Source organism: Apilactobacillus micheneri (assembly GCF_006493595.1).
GTDB lineage: Bacteria > Bacillota > Bacilli > Lactobacillales > Lactobacillaceae > Apilactobacillus > Apilactobacillus micheneri.
Map to the genome: position 1 here is coordinate 304,415 of NZ_QUBI01000002.1, position 19,886 is coordinate 324,300.

At 30.2% G+C, this 19,886-nt stretch carries 18 protein-coding genes; 4 read left to right on the plus strand and 14 right to left on the minus strand.

Annotated features, from left to right (window positions below):
• Window positions 1–6 precede the first annotated feature (6 nt).
• From DY123_RS03345 to DY123_RS03365, 5 genes are all read right to left on the minus strand, one after another.
• On the minus strand, window positions 7–1,179 hold the full coding sequence (locus DY123_RS03345) for an FtsW/RodA/SpoVE family cell cycle protein (protein ID WP_225426747.1): 1,173 nt from the start codon (window positions 1,177–1,179) through the stop codon (window positions 7–9).
• Window positions 1,180–1,292: 113 nt separating this feature from the next.
• Window positions 1,293–3,131: a translational GTPase TypA gene (gene typA, locus DY123_RS03350; RefSeq protein ID WP_105964738.1), complete on the minus strand. Its 1,839-nt coding sequence runs from the start codon at window positions 3,129–3,131 to the stop codon at window positions 1,293–1,295.
• 89 nt (window positions 3,132–3,220) lie between these two features.
• Entirely contained in the window at window positions 3,221–3,994 is a 774-nt protein-coding gene (locus DY123_RS03355; protein WP_108982419.1) for an inositol monophosphatase family protein, read from the minus strand.
• A 20-nt stretch (window positions 3,995–4,014) separates the two neighbouring features.
• Window positions 4,015–4,296: a UPF0223 family protein gene (locus tag DY123_RS03360; RefSeq protein WP_105964740.1), complete on the minus strand. Its 282-nt coding sequence runs from the start codon at window positions 4,294–4,296 to the stop codon at window positions 4,015–4,017.
• The gene (locus DY123_RS03365; protein WP_140924171.1) at window positions 4,296–5,207 is read right to left on the minus strand and encodes a Rossmann-fold NAD(P)-binding domain-containing protein; all 912 of its coding nucleotides are present in this window, start codon (window positions 5,205–5,207) and stop codon (window positions 4,296–4,298) included. The genes DY123_RS03360 and DY123_RS03365 overlap by 1 nt, the downstream gene beginning before the upstream one ends.
• A gap of 113 nt (window positions 5,208–5,320) precedes the next feature.
• Here DY123_RS03365 and def point away from each other — a divergent pair, with 113 nt between their 5' ends.
• Window positions 5,321–5,881, plus strand: a complete 561-nt coding sequence (gene def / locus DY123_RS03370) for a peptide deformylase (RefSeq protein WP_105964742.1) — start codon at window positions 5,321–5,323, stop codon at window positions 5,879–5,881.
• Window positions 5,882–5,917: 36 nt separating this feature from the next.
• Here def and DY123_RS03375 read toward each other — a convergent pair whose 3' ends face one another.
• Window positions 5,918–6,358, minus strand: a complete 441-nt coding sequence (locus DY123_RS03375; protein WP_140934385.1) for a hypothetical protein — start codon at window positions 6,356–6,358, stop codon at window positions 5,918–5,920.
• 159 nt (window positions 6,359–6,517) lie between these two features.
• On the opposite strand from DY123_RS03375, the gene DY123_RS03380 reads away from it, so the two are divergent.
• The 3 genes from DY123_RS03380 (at window position 6,518) to DY123_RS03390 (ending at window position 9,379) form a co-directional block, all read left to right on the plus strand.
• Window positions 6,518–6,733 (plus strand): DNA-directed RNA polymerase subunit epsilon, encoded by a 216-nt coding sequence (locus DY123_RS03380; RefSeq protein ID WP_108982423.1) that lies wholly within the window; start codon window positions 6,518–6,520, stop codon window positions 6,731–6,733.
• Window positions 6,734–6,735: 2 nt separating this feature from the next.
• Window positions 6,736–8,418 (plus strand): ribonuclease J1, encoded by a 1,683-nt coding sequence (gene rnjA, locus DY123_RS03385; RefSeq protein WP_108982424.1) that lies wholly within the window; start codon window positions 6,736–6,738, stop codon window positions 8,416–8,418.
• 76 nt (window positions 8,419–8,494) lie between these two features.
• A complete protein-coding gene (locus tag DY123_RS03390) occupies window positions 8,495–9,379 on the plus strand; it encodes a diacylglycerol kinase family protein (protein ID WP_140924175.1) in 885 nt (294 codons plus the stop codon).
• Between the two features lie 39 nt (window positions 9,380–9,418).
• On the opposite strand, the gene arcD is transcribed toward DY123_RS03390, so the two are convergent.
• From arcD to mnmA, 8 genes are all read right to left on the minus strand, one after another.
• Window positions 9,419–10,846, minus strand: coding sequence for an arginine-ornithine antiporter (gene arcD, locus DY123_RS03395; protein WP_140924177.1), 1,428 nt, complete (start codon window positions 10,844–10,846; stop codon window positions 9,419–9,421).
• Window positions 10,847–10,960: 114 nt separating this feature from the next.
• Window positions 10,961–11,947 (minus strand): aldo/keto reductase, encoded by a 987-nt coding sequence (locus DY123_RS03400; RefSeq protein ID WP_140936398.1) that lies wholly within the window; start codon window positions 11,945–11,947, stop codon window positions 10,961–10,963.
• A gap of 105 nt (window positions 11,948–12,052) precedes the next feature.
• A complete protein-coding gene (locus DY123_RS03405; RefSeq protein ID WP_140924180.1) occupies window positions 12,053–13,690 on the minus strand; it encodes a peptide ABC transporter substrate-binding protein in 1,638 nt (545 codons plus the stop codon).
• A 101-nt stretch (window positions 13,691–13,791) separates the two neighbouring features.
• A complete protein-coding gene (locus tag DY123_RS03410; RefSeq protein WP_140924182.1) occupies window positions 13,792–14,748 on the minus strand; it encodes a ribose-phosphate diphosphokinase in 957 nt (318 codons plus the stop codon).
• A 74-nt stretch (window positions 14,749–14,822) separates the two neighbouring features.
• Complete coding sequence (gene recD2 / locus DY123_RS03415; protein ID WP_140924183.1) at window positions 14,823–17,252, minus strand: SF1B family DNA helicase RecD2; 2,430 nt, start codon at window positions 17,250–17,252, stop codon at window positions 14,823–14,825.
• Between the two features lie 14 nt (window positions 17,253–17,266).
• Window positions 17,267–17,980: a tetratricopeptide repeat protein gene (locus DY123_RS03420; RefSeq protein ID WP_140924185.1), complete on the minus strand. Its 714-nt coding sequence runs from the start codon at window positions 17,978–17,980 to the stop codon at window positions 17,267–17,269.
• A 10-nt stretch (window positions 17,981–17,990) separates the two neighbouring features.
• Window positions 17,991–18,647 carry a histidine phosphatase family protein gene (locus DY123_RS03425; protein ID WP_108982429.1) on the minus strand — a complete coding sequence of 219 codons (657 nt, stop codon included), beginning with the start codon at window positions 18,645–18,647 and terminating at the stop codon, window positions 17,991–17,993.
• 107 nt (window positions 18,648–18,754) lie between these two features.
• Window positions 18,755–19,882: a tRNA 2-thiouridine(34) synthase MnmA gene (gene mnmA, locus DY123_RS03430; protein WP_140924226.1), complete on the minus strand. Its 1,128-nt coding sequence runs from the start codon at window positions 19,880–19,882 to the stop codon at window positions 18,755–18,757.
• Window positions 19,883–19,886 lie beyond the last annotated feature (4 nt).

Genomic DNA, 19,886 nt, shown 5'->3' on the forward strand with positions numbered 1-19,886 from the left:
AAATATTTATAAGTTAGGTCTTGTTTTCTTCTGCTTTGAACTAATGACAAGTACCATTCCTATACAAAGTGCTAATGTAACCATACTTGATCCTCCATAACTAATAAATGGAAAAGTAACACCAGTAATTGGTAACATTCCGGTTACACCACCAACATTAACAAAAGCTTGAACAGTTAAATAAGAAGCAAGTCCATAGCATATTAATGAATCGTAAGTATTATGAGACCTAATGCCTAGTTGGAAACATCTAACTATAATCACTAACAATAAAAACAAAATAAATAATACACCAACTAAGCCTAATTCTTCTGAAATTATTGACATAATAAAATCAGTATTAGGTTCAGGCAAATAACCTGTCTTTTGGATACTATTACCTAAGCCAACACCAAAAATTCCACCATTACTTAATGCATAATATGAATTAACCAACTGAGCACCACTACCCTGGGTAAATTTAAAGGGATTAGTAAAAGTTATAATTCTTTGTAGTTGATAGTTATCAGTACCATTTCTAAATATAAAAGCTAATATTCTAACAATGATATAAGAAAATACAAAGGATAGAGATAATAGCAAAGATGCTCCTCGCCAATTTACTCCACTAGAAAGTAATAATATAAACAATATCGTAAAACAAATAATGGTTCCACCAAGATCAGGCTGTATAACAACTAACAAAAGTAAAATCATAGTAGTAATAACTTGTCCTCTCATTATTGGCCACCAATGATTTTCTAGATACGGCTCTTTCTTGGTAATAAATGAAGCAAATCTTAATATTATATATATTTTTACAACTTCAGCAGGTTGAATATGTATAGGACCTAAATCAATCCAACCAGCAGCACCATTAATACTGTGTCCAAAGAATTTTAGATAAATAAGTGATATAAAAAGTAAACATAAAAATATTCCTAAGAATTTAGGATTCCTTACAATTTTATTATTACCCATTAAGCAAAATAATATTAGAATCAAACTAACAATTACATACATACCTTGCTTAATCAAATATCCCATAGGAGAACCACCATTTTGGGTTGCAATATTTGAGCTTGAAGAATATACCATAATAATTCCAATAAATGATAGTAAAATATATGGAACAAAAATATAGTAATCCATCGTCGATAAACTAATTCTCAAGTTCGACATATGTCGTTTAAAAAACATAAATACATCTCCAAAAATTTACTAATATTAATCATATTATAGCATAGTAAACATATTGCATTTAATAATAAACAAAAAAAGAGTGAGCTTATCGCTCACTCTTTAAAATATTTTTAATTGTTATGACGATTACGTTTTGATTGTTTTTCACGTTCATTAGTATTTAGAATACTCTTTCTTAAACGAACATTTTCAGGTGTAACTTCACAAAGTTCATCTTCATTTAAGAATTCTAGAGATTCTTCTAGAGTTAAATGTTGTGGTTCATTAATCTTAGAAGTGTCATCTGAACCAGCAGCACGAACGTTGGTTTGTTTCTTACCTTTAGTGATATTAACTGAAATATCATTGTCACGACTGTTTTTACCAACAATCATACCTTCATATACTTCAGTACCTGGATCAACAAAGATAGTACCACGATCTTCAATACCCATTGTAGCATAGGTTGTAGTCTTACCCTTATTAATTGAAACTAAAGCACCATTCCTTCTACCTGGGTTCCAGTTCTTAACAACTGGCAAGTATTTTTCAAAGGTATGGTTCATAATTCCATATCCACGAGTAAGTGATAAGAATTCAGCTGAGTAACCAATCAATCCACGAGAAGGAGCTAGGAATGTCAAACGAGTTTGACCATTACCAACATTTTCCATGTTTTGCATATTACCTTTTCTTTCAGATAATGTTTGAATGATTGAACCTGAGTATTCTTCTGGAGTATCAATTTGAACTGATTCGAATGGTTCACATTTTTCGCCATCAATTTCACGGATGATAACTTGTGGACGTGAAACTTGTAATTCATAACCTTCACGACGTAAGTTTTCAATTAAAATTGATAAATGTAATTCACCACGACCAGAAACTGTCCATGAACCTGGATCATCAGTTTCATCAACACGTAATGAAACATCGGTATGCAATTCACGTTCTAGTCTATCAATTAATTGACGAGCAGTAACAAATTTACCTTCTTGTCCAGCAAATGGTGAAGTATTTGTACCAAAAGTCATTTGTAATGTTGGCTTATCAATTCTTAAAATTGGTAATGCTTCTTTAGCAGAAGGATCAACAACAGTTTCACCAACATTAATATCTTCCATACCAGAGATAGCAATTAAATCTCCAGCTTTTGCTTCATTAATGTCTAATTTCTTAAGACCAAAGAATCCCATAAGTTTAGTAACACGGAAATCTTGAGTTGAACCATCAAGTTTCATAACAGTAACACTGTCACCTACTTTAATCGTTCCACGGAAAATACGACCAATTCCAATACGACCAACGAAATCATCGTAATCAAGCATTGCAACTTGGAATTGTAATGGTTCATCTGAATTATCGATAGGTGCTGGGATAGCATCAACAATAGTATCGAAAACAGGTTTCATAGTGTGTTCTTGAGTTGATAAATCATCATCATAACTTGAAGTTCCGTTCATAGCTGAAGTGTAAATAATAGGGAAATCTAGTTGTTCTTCATCAGCACCTAATTCAATAAATAAATCAAGAACTTCATCAACAACTTCACTAGGACGTGACCCAGGACGATCAACCTTATTAATAACTACAACCGGTGTTAAATGTTGTTCTAAAGCTTTTTTCAAAACAAAACGAGTTTGAGGCATAGTACCTTCAAAAGCATCAACAACTAATAATACACCATCAACCATTCGCATGATACGTTCAACTTCTCCACCGAAGTCAGCATGTCCTGGAGTATCCAAAATATTAATTTGTTTATCTCCATATCTAACAGCAGTATTCTTTGAAAGAATTGTAATACCACGTTCACGTTCGATATCATTTGTATCCATGGCACGATCTTCAATTTGAACGTGTTCATCTAAAGTATCTGATTGTTTTAGTAATTCGTTAACCAAAGTTGTTTTACCGTGGTCAACGTGGGCAATAATAGCAATATTTCTAATATCGTCTCTTGTCTTCATATGTTTACCTTCCTTTCGAAGTATCCACTTATCTCTTACTTAGCAACTCGGACCAAGTTATTAATTTATATAAATTTACACATAAGGCATTACTTTACTAAATCAAGTATTTCCTTATGTGCAATCTTCGTCGCTACCAATACAGTTTCTGATGATACCATATCGAGCTTATTCCCGTCAATAGTGGTAACAGTGAGACCTAAGCTTTCACACATTACTCTACCGGCAGCAATATCCCATGGCTTTAAATGGGAAATATATCCAACTAATTCCCCCTTTATAACAGATATTAATTGAATTCCTGCGCTACCATATATTCTAACTCCTTCGCTTTGTTTAGCGATTGTTTGCATATTATATGCATTTTCAATTAATAATGGTGCACTCATCCCCATAAGTCCATAATCAAGATGAATATCATCTGGTTTATTCAATAGCTCATTATTTCTGTAAACTTTTCCAAATATACCATGATATAAATCATTATTAACAACGTCTAAGATATATCCTAATACGCCTTTTCCATCCACATACAATGAAACCATTATCGCAAAATAATTTCGTTCTTTAACAAAATTCATAGTTCCATCAATAGGATCTATTATCCAAACATGTCCTTCCATTGAATTAAATTTGTCACCAAATCCTTCTTCTCCAAGGATTTTGGAATTAGGATCATTTTCTCTAATTTTTCTTACCAAAAATTGTTCATTATCCTTATCAACGTTTGTAACTAAATCTTTTCTACTAGTTTTAGTATCAACTTTCAAGTCTTTATTAACCGATTCTAAAGCATTTTTTCTAGCTATTTGTAACCAAGATTGAATTTTTTCATCCATAATTTTGAGCCAGTCTTTATTCAAAATAACATCTCCAATAATTACTAATTCATTCTGACATTCTTCGATTTATTATTTTTAGCAGCTTGCCAAGTTTTATATAAACTATAGCCAGAAATTTGATAGAAATCTCTGTCTAATTGTTTTTGTTCCATCTTAGAAGGATTAATGGATCTAAAATTGTTATAAAGCTTAATAATTAAACTTTTATCAACCCCATTTTTATCTTCATAAGCTTTTTCTACAGATGTATATAAATTCATCATTGTTAAAACTTCATCCCTATTCCAACTTTCAAACATTGGGTATGAGTAGTTATTATTCATTATTTTTTGCTCCCATTAATTATTTCATTTATAACAATATCTGATTTGTCAACTATCGAATTAAGAGTAGACTCCTCATTATCAGATAATGAAACCTTTATGTATTGATATAATCCTTTATTATTAACAATAACTGGAGAACTTAATGATGACAATTTACCATTACTTAATTTTAAGTTCGATAAATCCATAATATGTGGCAAATCTAAATATAAAGAATCTAAAATATCCTTTATTGATTTAAATTGTAAAATCTCATCTTCTGACATAGATTTTACGTCTAAGCGATAATTAATATCATCTAAAACATCATCTTTAAATAAGTTGTTCTTATCAGATAAATAAGAGAGAATTGGTGTTTGCCCAATATAAGATCTACTCCAAGATATAAAATTATTGATATTATTACCAAAGGTACTAATTGTTATATCTGATGATCCAACATTAAAATATCTTTTTAAGATATTTTTTAAAACCAAAGTACTAGGCAATGTACCAGTACCTATTAAATAATTGGATGACTTACCAGTAAATTTACTAGCAAAATAATTCAATAAGTCGTCTCTAAATCCATTAAGAATAATTGTTCCAGTAAAGCCTTTCTCAATTATATCATTAACAGACAATCTAAAATTAGATATCTTTTCCTTTAAAAATTCAATATTATCATCCTTAATATTTTCTGGAAAATCATATAAGTAAATGAAGCCATCAATATTGCTATAATCACTTTTATCAGAGATTGATACATTAAATTGATCACATAAAACTGTAGATATTAACTTATTAATACTGCCACTTAAATCCGTGTTTAAAATATGTAAATGAATTGGATAGTCAATACTGATTAAGAACTTAACAAAAGCTAAAATCCGCTTATTATCTCCACTTATTAATAAATTTTTTAACATTAAATCACCTCTAAATGATATTATATATCAATGAAACGATTGATAAAAATTATAAAGAACAAATATGAATTGCTTATGATATAATTTATCTAATAACAAAGGAGGTAAATGATTTGTTTTTAATGAAAGATATTGTTAGAGATGGAAATAAAGTACTTAGACAACAAGCGAAAAAAGTTAATTTCCCTCTAAGTAATGAAGACAAACAACTAGCAAAAGATCTAATGGAGTACCTTGAGGTTAGTCAAGATCCTAAATTATGTAAAAAGTATGGACTAAGAGCTGGAGTAGGTCTTGCAGCACCACAAGTTGGCGAGTCAAAAATGATGGCTTCTGTATTAGTCCCTGCAGAAGATGAAGATGAAAGTCCTATATTCAAGGATGTAATCATCAACCCTGTCATTTTGTCTAACTCAGTTCAAAGATGTGCTTTAATTGAAGGTGAAGGTTGCTTATCAGTAGACGAAGATTTTGAAGGATATATTCATAGGTCTGCTAGAATTACTTTAAAATATCAAGACGTTAATGGTGAGGAACACACAATTAGGCTTAAAAACTACCCTGCAATTGTTTGCCAACATGAAATTGACCATTTACACGGTACATTATTCTATGATCATATTGATAAAGAAAATCCTTTCTCCAAGAAAGACAATGATTTATTTGTTGAATAATAAAAAGCTTGAGAATCTAAATGGTTCCCAAGCTTTTTATTTATCTACTTTCTTCATATCTAATACATATTCATAAGTTGCAGAATTTAATAGGTAAGCTAAATCGATATGAATTAAATTATCTCTAATAAAAAAATCAGTTACAACCAGGTCATGATTGAATTTTTTACTATCATTAAAAGTTTTTATTAAACTATTTATATTTATTCTTAGGTACTCTTCACTAAAATGATTGTTATATTTTAAAACATACTCATAGTCATATATATTTCTTCCCCATACTACAGAATTATTATTTTTTTCAACAATCTTCAAAGTATTATCTAAATTTTCGCTTAAGTGATGAATAAAATCATCTAAAACATTTATAGTTTCTTTATTACCTATATCAATAGGCCTTATAATAAAAAAATGATGAATAACATTATAAATAATAATTGCTATGATAAAACCAACTATCATTTCAAAAATTAACATTGATTTCACCTCTTAATTCATTTTAATATAGATTAAATTTTAACATTATTATCGTTTTTCTGCTTACTATACTTATTAAAATTTCTATGATAAAATTAACTTAATCATTTGTGCAGTCGCACAATCGTACGGTTAAAAAACATAAAAGGAGTTATTAAAATGATATTCAAAGTTTTATATCAAGAAAACACAAAATCTAATCCAAAAAGGGAATTTACTAATGCTCTTTATCTAGACTGTGAAACAGAAGTTGAAGCAAGAGAATTGGTAGATAAGAATACTGATCATAACATTGAATTTATTGAACCTTTAGAAGGAAATCACTTGGCTTACGAACAAAAAAGCCCAGATTTTAAAATTACGGAGTTTAAATAATTATGAATAAACTAAACGTCAAAAATAATGAAACTGCTATTTATGGCGTTGGTGGACTTGGCGAAATTGGTAAAAATACTTACGGAGTTCAATTCCAGGATGAAATTATTTTAATTGATGCTGGAATTAAGTTCCCAGAAGATGATTTATTGGGAATAGATTATGTTATTCCTGATTACCAATATCTAGTTAAAAATAAGGATAAGATTAAAGCTTTAGTTATCACCCATGGTCACGAAGATCATATCGGTGGTGTGCCTTATCTAATCAAAGACTTAAACGTTCCAATTTACGCTGGTCCATTAGCGCTAGCATTAATAAAAAGTAAGCTAGAAGAACATGGCCTATTAAGAACAACCGAATTGCATGAAATTACGCCTAAGAGTGTGCTTAAATTTAATAAAACCAAGGTTTCGTTTTTTAGAACTACACATTCAATTCCTGATACAATTGGAATCGCTGTGCATACACCTTCTGGTGTAATTGTTGAAACTGGTGATTATAAATTTGATCTTACCCCTGTCACAAGACAGCCACCTGATTTACAAGAAATGGCTCGACTTGGACAAGAAGGCGTACTATGTTTAATGTCGGATAGTACAAATGCCGAACGTCCTATCTGGACTAAGTCTGAAAACTGGATTGGTCATGCGGTTAGACATATATTTGATGAAGAAACTGGCAGAATAATATTTGCTACATTTGCATCAAATATTTCCAGAATTAAAACTGCATGTGATGTTGCCATTAAACATGGTAGAAAGATAGCTGTTTTTGGTCGTAGTATGGAAGCGGCAATTGTGAATGGTAAAGAATTAGGATATTTAGATGTTCCAGATGATACATTTGTTGATGCATCAGAACTTCAATCATTACCTGCTGAAAAAACATTAATATTATGTACAGGTTCACAAGGTGAACAAATGGCTGCCCTTTCAAGAATAGCAAATGGAACTCATAGACAAATTTCAATACAACCTAATGATACTGTTGTATTTTCAAGTAACCCTATTCCTGGAAATAAAATAAGTGTAAACAGAGTTATTAATGAGTTAGAAGAAGCTGGAGCCAAAGTTATTCATGGTAAGATTAATAAAATCCACACTTCTGGACATGGTGGTCAAGAAGAACAAAAGTTAATGCTAAGATTGATGAAGCCTAAATTCTTCATGCCTATTCACGGTGAATACCGTATGTTAAAAATTCATACAAAATTGGCTGAACAATGTGGAGTACCATTAAAGAACAGTTTTATTATGCAAAATGGTGATGTTCTTGCCCTGACTAAGGATTCAGCAAGAATAGCTGGTCATTTCACTTCCGGAGATGTTTATGTTGATGGAAACGGTATAGGTGATGTTGGCAATGTGGTTCTTCGTGATCGTCAATTATTATCTGAAGAAGGTCTTGTAGTTGTTGTTGCAACTATTAATTTAAAAGATCAAGAAATTCAATCAGGCCCCGATTTATTATCAAGAGGATTTGTTTATATGAGAGAGTCTGGTCAGTTATTAGATGAAGGTCGACGTCTAGTATTTAGAACTATTCGAAGAGCTATGCGTAATAGAAATGCAAATGAATCTAGTATTAGAAATGCAATTATAGAAGACTTGCAAGAATTCTTATATAATAAGACTGAAAGACATCCATTAATTTTACCAATGCTTATAATGAATACAAAATAATTGTCTAATCTTATTTAAAAGGCGAATTCTTAATAGAATTCGCCCTTTTTAATTAAACAAAAAAGGAGAAAATAAATTGCCTTCAGATTACCTAATAATTTTGAATCCCAAAGCTAATAATGGAAAAGCTCAAAAGAATTGGCCTAAAATAAAAAATATATTAGAATCTAATAAAACTAACTATAAACTTAGAATTACAAGAAAAATAAATCATGCAAAATCAATTATGAATTATTATTTAAATAAATGGTACAAAGAAAACAAATTTCCTAAATGCATAATTATAATTGGTGGAGATGGGACCATCAATGAAGTGTTAAGTTCAATCATTAATGATAAAAAAACTCCTAATATTCCAATAGGAATCCTACCATTTGGAAAAAACAATAAATTTGTTAAAGCTAATAATAATAAATTGGATTGGAAAGAAAATCTTCTAAATATAATAAAAAGCGATAAATATAATAAAATTAATATTGGAAGCTTTAAAGAAAACATAAAACAAGAAAATGGTATTTTTATCAATCAAATAATTATAGGACTTGATACAAATCCTAAAAATGGTAATAATAAGCTGCATAGATTAAAACACTTAATTACTTTGATTCCAATGCTATACAATATTGATTTTTTTAATACAAATGTAAAAGTGGATTCAACAAAATATAGTTTTAAAAAGGCAATATTTTGTTCAGTAGAAAACACAATGCAAAATAATGATAAAGAAAAGTCATTAAAATTATCAATAATAGAAAAAAGAAATATATTTAAATTAATATACACAATTCTAATAATATTACTGGGTAAGAAACATAAATCAAAATCAATTCATAATTTTTATGGAAATAACATCCACCTATCTATTCCCTCATTAGAATATGGTAAAGTAGATGGCGATAATCTTGGCAGTCGCTTTTATGATATTGATTATAAAATAATAAAATATCCTTTTATTATATAAAAAAGCATCTTCGATAATAATTGTCGAAGATGCTTTTATTTATATTTTTATTAAACCATTTAACAGACAAATTATAGATATAATTGCTAAAATAAATAATAATATAGCAATTAATCTCTCTAATTTGTTAAATACAAATTTTTCTTTATTATCGATTTTTTGTAAATAATAGTATATGGGTATTCCTGCAGCAAACATAATTGTAGCTAGTAATATATAACTCATTCCGGCAGCATATAACAACCAACAAGAGTAAATGCTAGCAACAATACCTAAAAAGATATTCTTATTTCTATCATGACCTTGATGATCCAAATAAGAATACTTTAATTGATAAAATGCTGAAAAAGCATATGGTACTAAAACAGCCGCACTAGAAATTGAATAAAAGAAATGATATACCTCCGAAGAAATTAAGAAAGAAATCATAAATATTTCAACTAGAATATTAGTAAAAATTAGTGAGTTAACTGGTGCCCCGTTTTTATTTGATTTAGCAAATAGTTTGGGAAACGATCCTGATTTAGCTGCAGCATATGGCACCTCAGATGCAAACATAGTAAATGATAACCAAGCTCCAATTACAGAAACAATTAAACCAAGATTAACAATAATTGCTCCCCATTTACCAACAACACTTTGTAATAAATATGCCATAGCTGGCTGATGTAAATTAGACAATTGTGCCTGTTTCATTACACCAAATGATAGCAATGTAACTAACATATATATTAATGAAACAATAACTATTCCTAGAACGGTTGCTCGACCAATATCTTTCCTTTTTTTAGCATATCCAGAAAAGATAACAGCGCCTTCAATTCCTGAGAAAACCCAAACAGTCACTAGCATTGTGCTTTTAACTTGTGCTAAAACATCACCAAAATTAAAAGGTTTATCACCCATTAACCAAAAGTCACTAGTAAAAATTTTCAATCTGAAAGCAACAATCATAATAACAATAAATAAAAATAATGGTATTAATTTTGTAATAGTAATAACTGTATTAATAAAGGATGCTGATTGAATTCCTCTTAAAATTAAGAAATGACAAATCCATAGAAAAATTGATCCTACTATAAAAGATATCCAATTATGACCATCACCAAATATTGGGAAAAAATAAGTCAAAGCACTCATAAGTAAAGTTGCATAACTAATATTACCTAGCCAGACTGACAACCAATATCCCCATGCAGAATTAAATCCCATGTACTTTCCAAATCCTGCTTCTGCATAACTATAAACTCCCGCTTGTAAGTCTGGTCGTTTATTTGTTAAGTTTTGAAAAGTGAAAGCTAATGATAACATTCCTATTCCAGTTATAATCCAACCAATAATAACTGCCCCTGCTCCAGCATTGGCAGACATATCATTCATTAAATTAAAAACTCCCCCACCAATTATTGAACCTATAACTAAACCTATTAATTCATATAGATTTAATTTTTTTGAGGAATCCCCCATTTTATCTCTCCTTTAACTTTATATAAAAATCACATAACTTTAATTATAACGTAGTAAAGAATGATTTGTATATAAAAAAAGTTATGTCTAAAAAGACATAACTTTAATTAAAACCTATTTTTTTAAAATGTTATTTATTTCATCTAATTCATCAGGAGTAAAATGCAAATTATCTAAAGCTTTTAAATTAGAATCTAAGTGTTCTGGCTTAGAAGCACCAGTAACAACACTAGTTACTACCGGATCATGTAATAGCCAAGCTAAACTCATTTGAGCAAGACTTTGATCACGATTTTTAGCTAAATTATTAAGTTTATTAAGCTTTTCAACTACATTATCTTTATCATTCAACATAAAACTATTTGTAAAGTGTAATTTAAGATCTTCAGGCATTCCATTTAAATATTTATCAGTTAATACACCTTCTGCAAGTGGACCATAAGCTATCAAACCATCTTTATTTTCTTTTAATGCATCAATAGTCCCATCTTCTTCAACTTGTCTATTTAATAAGTTGTATGACATTTGATTAACAACAAATGGTGTATGCAATTCCTTAAAGTATTTAATAATTTCTCTAGTTTGTTCGCCATTATAATTAGAAATACCAGCATATAAAGCTTTACCTGACTTTACAATTCCATCAAGTGCTTCAGCAGTTTCTTCTAAGCTAGTATTAGGATCAAATCTATGACTATAATATATGTCAACATAATCCAGTCCCATACGTTTTAATGAGCGATCAATTGCAGCAACTAAAGTCTTTTTAGAAGAGAATGATCCATATGGTCCAGGCCACATATGATAACCAGCCTTAGTAGTAATAACTAATTCATCACGATAAGGTTTTAAATCAGCACGATAAACTTGACCAAACATTCTTTCGGCTGCACCAGAACCAGGTCCATAATTATTAGCTAAATCAAAACTAAAGATTCCTTTATCAAATGCATTAAGCACTGCTTTTTCACTATCTTTAAAATTGGCATTGTCTCCATAACTATGCCACATTCCAAATGATAATGCAGGTAATTGTAATCCAGAATTACCTGCTCGACGTACTTTCATATTATCATAGCGTTTATCTGAAGCTTTATACATAATAATCACCCTCATTTATTAATTAGAGACTATAAACAGTTTAAAATGATTTTTTATCTAAAGTCAAGAAAAGCCCTTAACAATAATATGTTAAAGGCTTTTTATTTACTTAATTTTAATATTAATCCAATTTCTACTCATGCCGGCTGGATTCCAAATATACCCATCAATATGTGTATTCCATAATTCTGCAGTAGCAGGTTGATACAATGGAATAACTCCTTGATTTTGCATTAATATTTTCTCAGCGTTTACTAAATCATTAAAGCGTTTTCCAGAATCATTAGCATCACGATTATTAGACATATTTATATAGTTATCATAATCACGATTACTCCATTTAGAAAAGTTCATTGAATTATTAGATTCAAATAATTGTAAAAAGTTAATTGGATCTGAGAAGTCAGCTCCCCATTTATTAACAGCAATATCAAATTGACCATTATCTTGACGACTCATTCTAGTCTTATCAGGAATTGAAGTAACATTAATTGATAATCCTGGTAATTTATTTAATTGAGTTTGTAAGAACTCAGCATTAGCTTTTGATTGATCGTCATCTGCAGTTAATAATGATAATTTAACAGAAGACATTTTTTCCTCTTTCATAGCTTTTTGCCAAAGAGATTTGGCCTTATCTAAATTATATGAAACCGCGTCTTTAACATAAGATTTTTCACCAAATGTTTTATCTCTATTATCGCCTTTCATACTTGCAAGTTTAGATGGAACTAATCCCTTGGCTGGAACTGAACCATCACGTAAAACATTATTAGATAATTCATCTCTATTGATTGCCATAGATAATGCTTTTCTAGCATTTTCATTTCTTAAAATAGGATTTTTCTTTTGGTTTAACATCATGTAAACTGTTGCTCCACCAGTAAATGATTTAAACCCTTTAGAGTTCTTATAATTAACTACTTGATCACCATTTAGTGGAGTAATATCTAGTTTACCTTGTTGGAATAAGTTTAATGAAGTACTTGGGTTCTTTACAACAGAAACATTTATCTTTTGTAAATGAACATTTTTTGAATTCCAATATTTATTATTTTTAACTAACTGCCAATTTTCATTAGTTCCGTTCCATTTTTTTAAGATAAATGGACCATCAGAATTAGTTTTCAAACTATTTTCACCATATGATTTACCATATTTATCAACTACCGATTGTTGTAATGGGAAAAATACTGGGAATGATAAAAGCCTTCTAAAATAAGGGACCGGTTTATTTAAGTTAACTACTAATTTATAATCACCATCGGCTTTAACACCTAAACTATCAGGACTCATTTGACCTTTTTGAATAGCATCATAATTTTGGATTTGTCCAAATAAATATGCATATTGAGAAGCTGATTTTGGATCAGCTGCTCGACGCCATGAGTACACAAAATCATTAGCAGTAACATGTTTTCCATTTAACCATTTTGCATTTTCTCTTAAATTAAAAGTGTATTGCTTACCATCATTAGATACTTTATAACTTTTTGCTAAGGCATTATCAATACTATCATTCTTGCCTAATCGATATAATCCCTCAGTTGTATGATATAACATAGTCAAACTAGAAGCATCCGAAGCCTTAGTATTATCCATTGAAGATATTTCAGTTGGATAACTTAAATTTAATTCTTTATTACTAATTTGCTTATCTTGAGCATTTTGGCTACCACATGCTACCAAGACTAATGCCAAAGCAGCAGTTGCCATTCCTACAATTGATTTTTTCCACTTCACTATTTATCACCTACCATAATTTATAACAAAAAATATTATAGCAGAAAATCATATCGAATTAAAATAAAAAGCACCCGATTTAATCAGATGCTTACAAAACTTTATTTAAATAATTTACCTACTGACTTATTTTCATGAATTCTAGTAATTGCATTTCCAATTAAATCAGCAACTGAAACAATATCTAACTTGTTAGTCTTTTTGGAATCATCAAGATATATAGAATCAGAAACAATTACCTTTTCAATAGGTGATTGTTCAATTCTTTCTAAAGCATCTTTGGCAAAAACTCCATGCGTACTAACAACATAAATTTTAGCAGCTCCATGCTTTGCCAAAACATTAGCAGCTTTAATTGCACCATTACCCGTATCAATCATATCATCAGCAATAATTGCAACCTTATCTTTAACATCACCAATCACAAACGTAGGAATATGCTTTACATTGCCAGGATCACGGTCATCAACAATCGCAATTGGTGAATCTATTAAACCTGCAAAGCCCCTAGCACGAGCAACTCCAGCATGATCTGGTGATACAACTACTGCATTATCTAAATCATAATTTTTTTTCATATGATTAGACATAATTTTATCCATTTTAAGATTATCAACAGGCTTATTAAAGAAACCTTGAATTTGTGGAGAGTGTAAATCTAAAGTTACAACACGATCAATGCCATCGTTTTCCAAAACAGATGCAATTAATTTAGCAACAATTGGCTTACGTTCACGCTTTTTAGCTGTATATCTAGCATATCCATAGTAAGGAATAACAACATTGATAGACTTAGCACTAGTTCTACGAACAGCATCAATCATAATAAATAATTCCATGACATTAGCATTGATAGGATCAGACATTGACTGAATAATATAAACAGAGTCACCTCTGATACTCTCATCAATTTGAATTTTAATTTCGCCGTCACTAAATTTGTTAATTGTAGCTTTCCCTAGTTCAACTCCACATGTCTTGGCAATTTTTCCAGCCAAAGGCCTATTGGAACTTAAAGAAAAAATTTTAATTCCTTTATTATCAGAATTTTCTGTCATGGAATTTTCCTCCTAATCGATCAAATAATTCAATGATTAATTTTAACATAAAATAATAAATAAAGCATGAATTTTTAAGGCTTAATACCTTCCATGCCAATCATTGGATCAACTAATTCATCCCTAATCATACTACTAGTTAAATGATAATCTTTAGAACCTTTATTATGATCATTTTTCTCAACAGATTCCACTTTATTATTAGCAGCAGGTTTGATACCACTGTTCAATAACTTTTGAATTCTTTCTTTTAAACTAGTATTTCGGTTATCAGACTCGCTTTTAGCACAACTTAAGAAGGAATTATAATCGCCAATCATGATTAAAACATCTGTTGATCTAGTAATCGCAGTATATAAAAGATTCTTTTTTAACATTTTAGAAAATTGTGGAACTATTGGTAATATAACCATTTTGAACTCACTACCTTGAGCTTTATGAATAGTAGTACAGTAAGCTAAAGTTATTTGTAACCAATCTTTTCTACTATAAGTTACCTCACTTTGATCAAAGGCAATCTTAATCTTATCATTACTAGATTTTGCATCGTCCTTAATAATTTCAACTATTTGGCCGATATCTCCATTAAAAACATTATCTTCAGGACTATTTACCAGTTGTAATACTTTATCTCCCTCACGATATACTATACCTCGATAATCAACCTCGACTATTCCTTCAGCTTTTGGGTTCATAATAGATTGAATAACATCATTAAGTTTGTTAACTCCGGCTGCTCCACGATACATAGGAGCCAACACCTGGATATCATTAGCAGTAAATCCCTTGAGTTTAGCCTTAGTAACAATTTGTTCAATCACATTACTCATTTGATTAGGAGTACAAGGTATAAAACTACGGTCAGGTTTTTTATCTGTAAAATCATCAGGCAGTGTTCCCTGCTGAATACTATGGGCTAAAGGAATGATAGTAGAATTACTATCCTGTCTATAGATAGTATTTAAATGCATCTTATTTATGCAATCAGATTTTAATAAATCATTAAATACTTGCCCAGGTCCCACTGATGGCAATTGATCTTTATCCCCAACAAGAATTACTTTCATGTTGTTTGGAATAGCACGAACTAATGATTGAAAAAGAAAAGTATCCACCATTGAAACTTCATCAACGATCAACAAGCCACCATCTAAATCTTTGGTAGGCTCTTCATTGTCTCCTTCATGACCATTTAATCCCAACAATCGATGAATTGTACTAGCAGGAATCCCAGTTGCTTCATTCATTCTCTTAGCAGCACGACCTGTAGGTGCAGCCAAAAGGATTGGAAATTCTTTGTCCTTATATGAATTTAAATCCAAAGAATAATCATTTAAATAGGCATAAAGATAGGTAATCCCTTTAATAATAGTAGTTTTACCAGTTCCTGGACCACCAGTTAATAAAAACATTTTGGAATTAACCGCATCTTTTAAAGCGGCAGTCTGTGAATCATCATATTGAATATTGAGTTTTTGCTCTACTAATCTAATTTTTTTATTAACATTTTCATCACTATAGTTACTAGAATCAGAGTTTTTAATAATTCGATTAAGATGTTCAGCAATATTCCATTCATCATCATATAGGGATTTTAAATAAACTCGATCATCTTCACCAACTATTTTTTGGTTCCTAGCCAATTCAATGAATTGACTAGATAAGTCTTCACCATTTATAAGTTGGGTATTCCCATTGTTTAATAGTTTTAAGGTTTCATCAACAATTGGCCCTGTAAAAGTATAAGTATCTCCATTTTTAATGGATAAATTTTGTAGAGCAGAAATCAATCCTGCTCTTATTCTAGCAGGATCATTTGATGGCATTCCAATTTTTGCAGCAATTTCATCCGCTTTTTTAAAACCAATTCCATTAATATCTTCCACTAAACGATATGGATTTTCATTAATGACTTCTAAAGTGTCATTTTTATATTTATTATAAATTGTCGAGGATAAATCACTACCAAATCCATAACTATTTAATCCAATTATAACCTGTTCCATCCCATTGTTTTTATTAATGGCACTAGTAATAGTAGCTTTTTGATTACTGTTTAAACCAGCTTTATCTAAACTATTAGAATCATTTAACACTTCTTGAATTAAGTTAGTTCCAAGTGCATCAACAACCCTTTTTGCAGTTTTTTTACCGATTCCAGAAAAATCTTCACCAGACAAATAAGATATAAGGCCTTCACGAGATGTAGGAACATTACTTTCATAATTTAAAGCTTTAAATTGCTTACCGTATTTTGGATGTTCTATAACTTCACCATAGAAGCAATATTCATTATCTTCAACCACATCAGCAAAATTACCGGTAACAACTATTTCATCTTCATGCCAGTCATTAATATTAGTATCAATTATCTTAACCAGAATAACTTTATAAAAGCTATCTTTACTTTCAAAGAAGGTCGCCGCAACTTTTCCTTTGACATATAGTTGATCATCATCAGAATTATCATTAACGTCTGAAAATAAACTTATAGATTCTGACACAGGCTTAATCCTCCTTACTTTTTACCTTGCTTTGCTTGAACAAATTTTTCAATATCAGCTAAACGTTTTTGTCCATTATCAAAATATTTCTTATCATATTTTTTTGCATTTTCAAAGTAATAATCAAAGTCTTCTTCTAACACCATTGCTACAATTCCACGATCAAAATTTGCTTTTCCATTTTTAGGTTGAGCATGTAATGTATTATCCAAAAATTGTGCAGCTTCAGAGAAATTAGCCAGTGCTATCAAACTACTACCTAAAAGATAATTAACATCTGGATCTTGTTTTCTAAATCCTTGAGCAGTTAATGCAAATACTACTGCTTTTTTATAATCTTTTTTACCCATGTAACTTTGAGCTAGCATAATGTAAGCGTCAGCTTTCATATCACTGCTACTTAAAGAGTTAAATTGCTCAATAGACTTATCGAACTCACCTGCTGCATAGTAAACATTGCCTAACCCATAAGTAAGTACTTCTTTTGCTTTTTTATTCTTATCGGCAAATAAACCTAGCGCTTTCATTATTAATTCTTCAGCTTGCGTAAAATTATGCAATTCTACTAAAAAAGCTCCTAAATCATAGTAAGTACGATAATCATTAGGATGTTCATCAATATCATTAACCAATTTGTGTAAAGTTTCGTCTGCTTTTTTTTGTTTTTCTTCGTGTTCTTTTTGAATCTTTAATTGCGAATTTTTTAGATTTTCATCATTTTTTACCATAATTAACCACCTATATTAAATCAGTAGATTTTAAATGTTTATTTAAATATTCAGTATCATTCCATTTAATTAGATTAAAATTCTTGCCACAGTCATTAGTTTCCAAAATAGTGGTACTAGTATTGGCAAGGCCACCACGCTGTTTAATATTTTTAATTGGTGTTCCTAACAACGAATTTATTAAGGCTTTTAAAGCTGCTCCATGACTAAAAATAATTACGTTATCGTCATTATTGTGATTTTTAACTATATAATTAATAGCTGGTCTCATTCGATCAATAACATCTTGGAAACTTTCTCCACCGATATCTTTAGAATCATATTTTTCAGGGTGATTTCTAAAATTATCAAATGATTGTGGATATTTAATTTTTACATCATCAAACTTTTGACCTTCCATTTTTCCTAGGTTAAATTCTTCTAAACGACTCCATAAGGTTAGGTCTGGACGATGCTTCAATTGTGAAATAACTCTTTCAGCAGTTATTCTAGCTCTTTTAATTGGACTAGAATAAGCATGCGCAAAATTAATATTTTCTAAATAACTTCCAAGTTGTTCCATTTCTTTATAACTTTGTGGTAGTAAATCAGAATCACCACCTGAACCTTGGTATCTACTTTCTAAATTCCATTTAGTTTTTCCATGTCTTATAAAATATAATTTCAATTTTATCCCTCGTTCAAAAATGATTATGTATATTATCTCAATTTATTGATATAAATTCAAAGTATTAAATAAAAAAAGTCTTTAAAAAACTTTAAAGACTTTTTTCGTTAAATATATTGTAATTCTTTATCATTTTGAAATGCAGCATCAATAATACCTGATCCTAGACATTCATCACCGTCATAAAAAACAACTGCTTGTCCTGGGGTAACTGCTCTAGCAGGTTCATCAAAATCAACTTTTAAGGATTTACCATCATCATTAAGATGAACAGTAACACCAACATCCTTTTGACGATAACGGAACTTAGCAGTACAACGGAAATCATTACCACGATTAGAAATATCATTTATCCAAAAAATATCGGAAGCTTCTAAATAGTCAGCATACAAATGCTTATTTTCATATCCTTTACCTACGTACAAAATATTCTTAGATAAATCTTTTCCTACAACAAACCAAGGACGATTATCAGTTCCATCTCCACCGATACCTAATCCACGGCGTTGACCAATTGTGTAATACATTAATCCATCATGGGTACCTTTAACTTCTCCATTAAAGGTCATCATTTTACCAGAAGTAGCAGGTAAATAATTACTTAAGAAAGATTTAAAGTTTTTTTCTCCAATAAAGCAAATTCCCATTGAATCTTTTTTATCAGCAGTAGCTAAACCGGCTTTTTTGGCAATTTCTCTAACCTTAGGTTTTTCCATATCACCAATTGGAAACATAACACGATCCAACTGTTCTTCTGAGAGTTGACTTAAGAAATAAGTTTGATCCTTGTTATCATCACTACCTCTTAGTAAATGATTGTTCCCGTCACTATCTCTTTCTAAACGAGAGTAATGACCGGTAGCAATATAATCAGCACCTAATTCTAATGCATAATCTAAAAATGCTCTAAATTTAATTTCTTTATTACAAATTACATCAGGATCGGGTGTTCTTCCCTTTTTATATTCATCTAAAAAGTAAGTAAAAACACGGTCCCAATATTCTTTTTCAAAGTTTACAGAATAATAAGGAATCCCAATTTCAGAAGCTACTTTAGCAACATCTTTATAATCTTCAGTTGCAGTACATACTCCATTTTCATCAGTATCATCCCAATTTTTCATAAAAACTCCAACAACATCATAACCCTGTTGCTTTAATAAGTAAGCTGAAACAGATGAATCAACACCACCTGACATTCCAACAACAACACGAGTATTACTATTGTCTGTCATACAA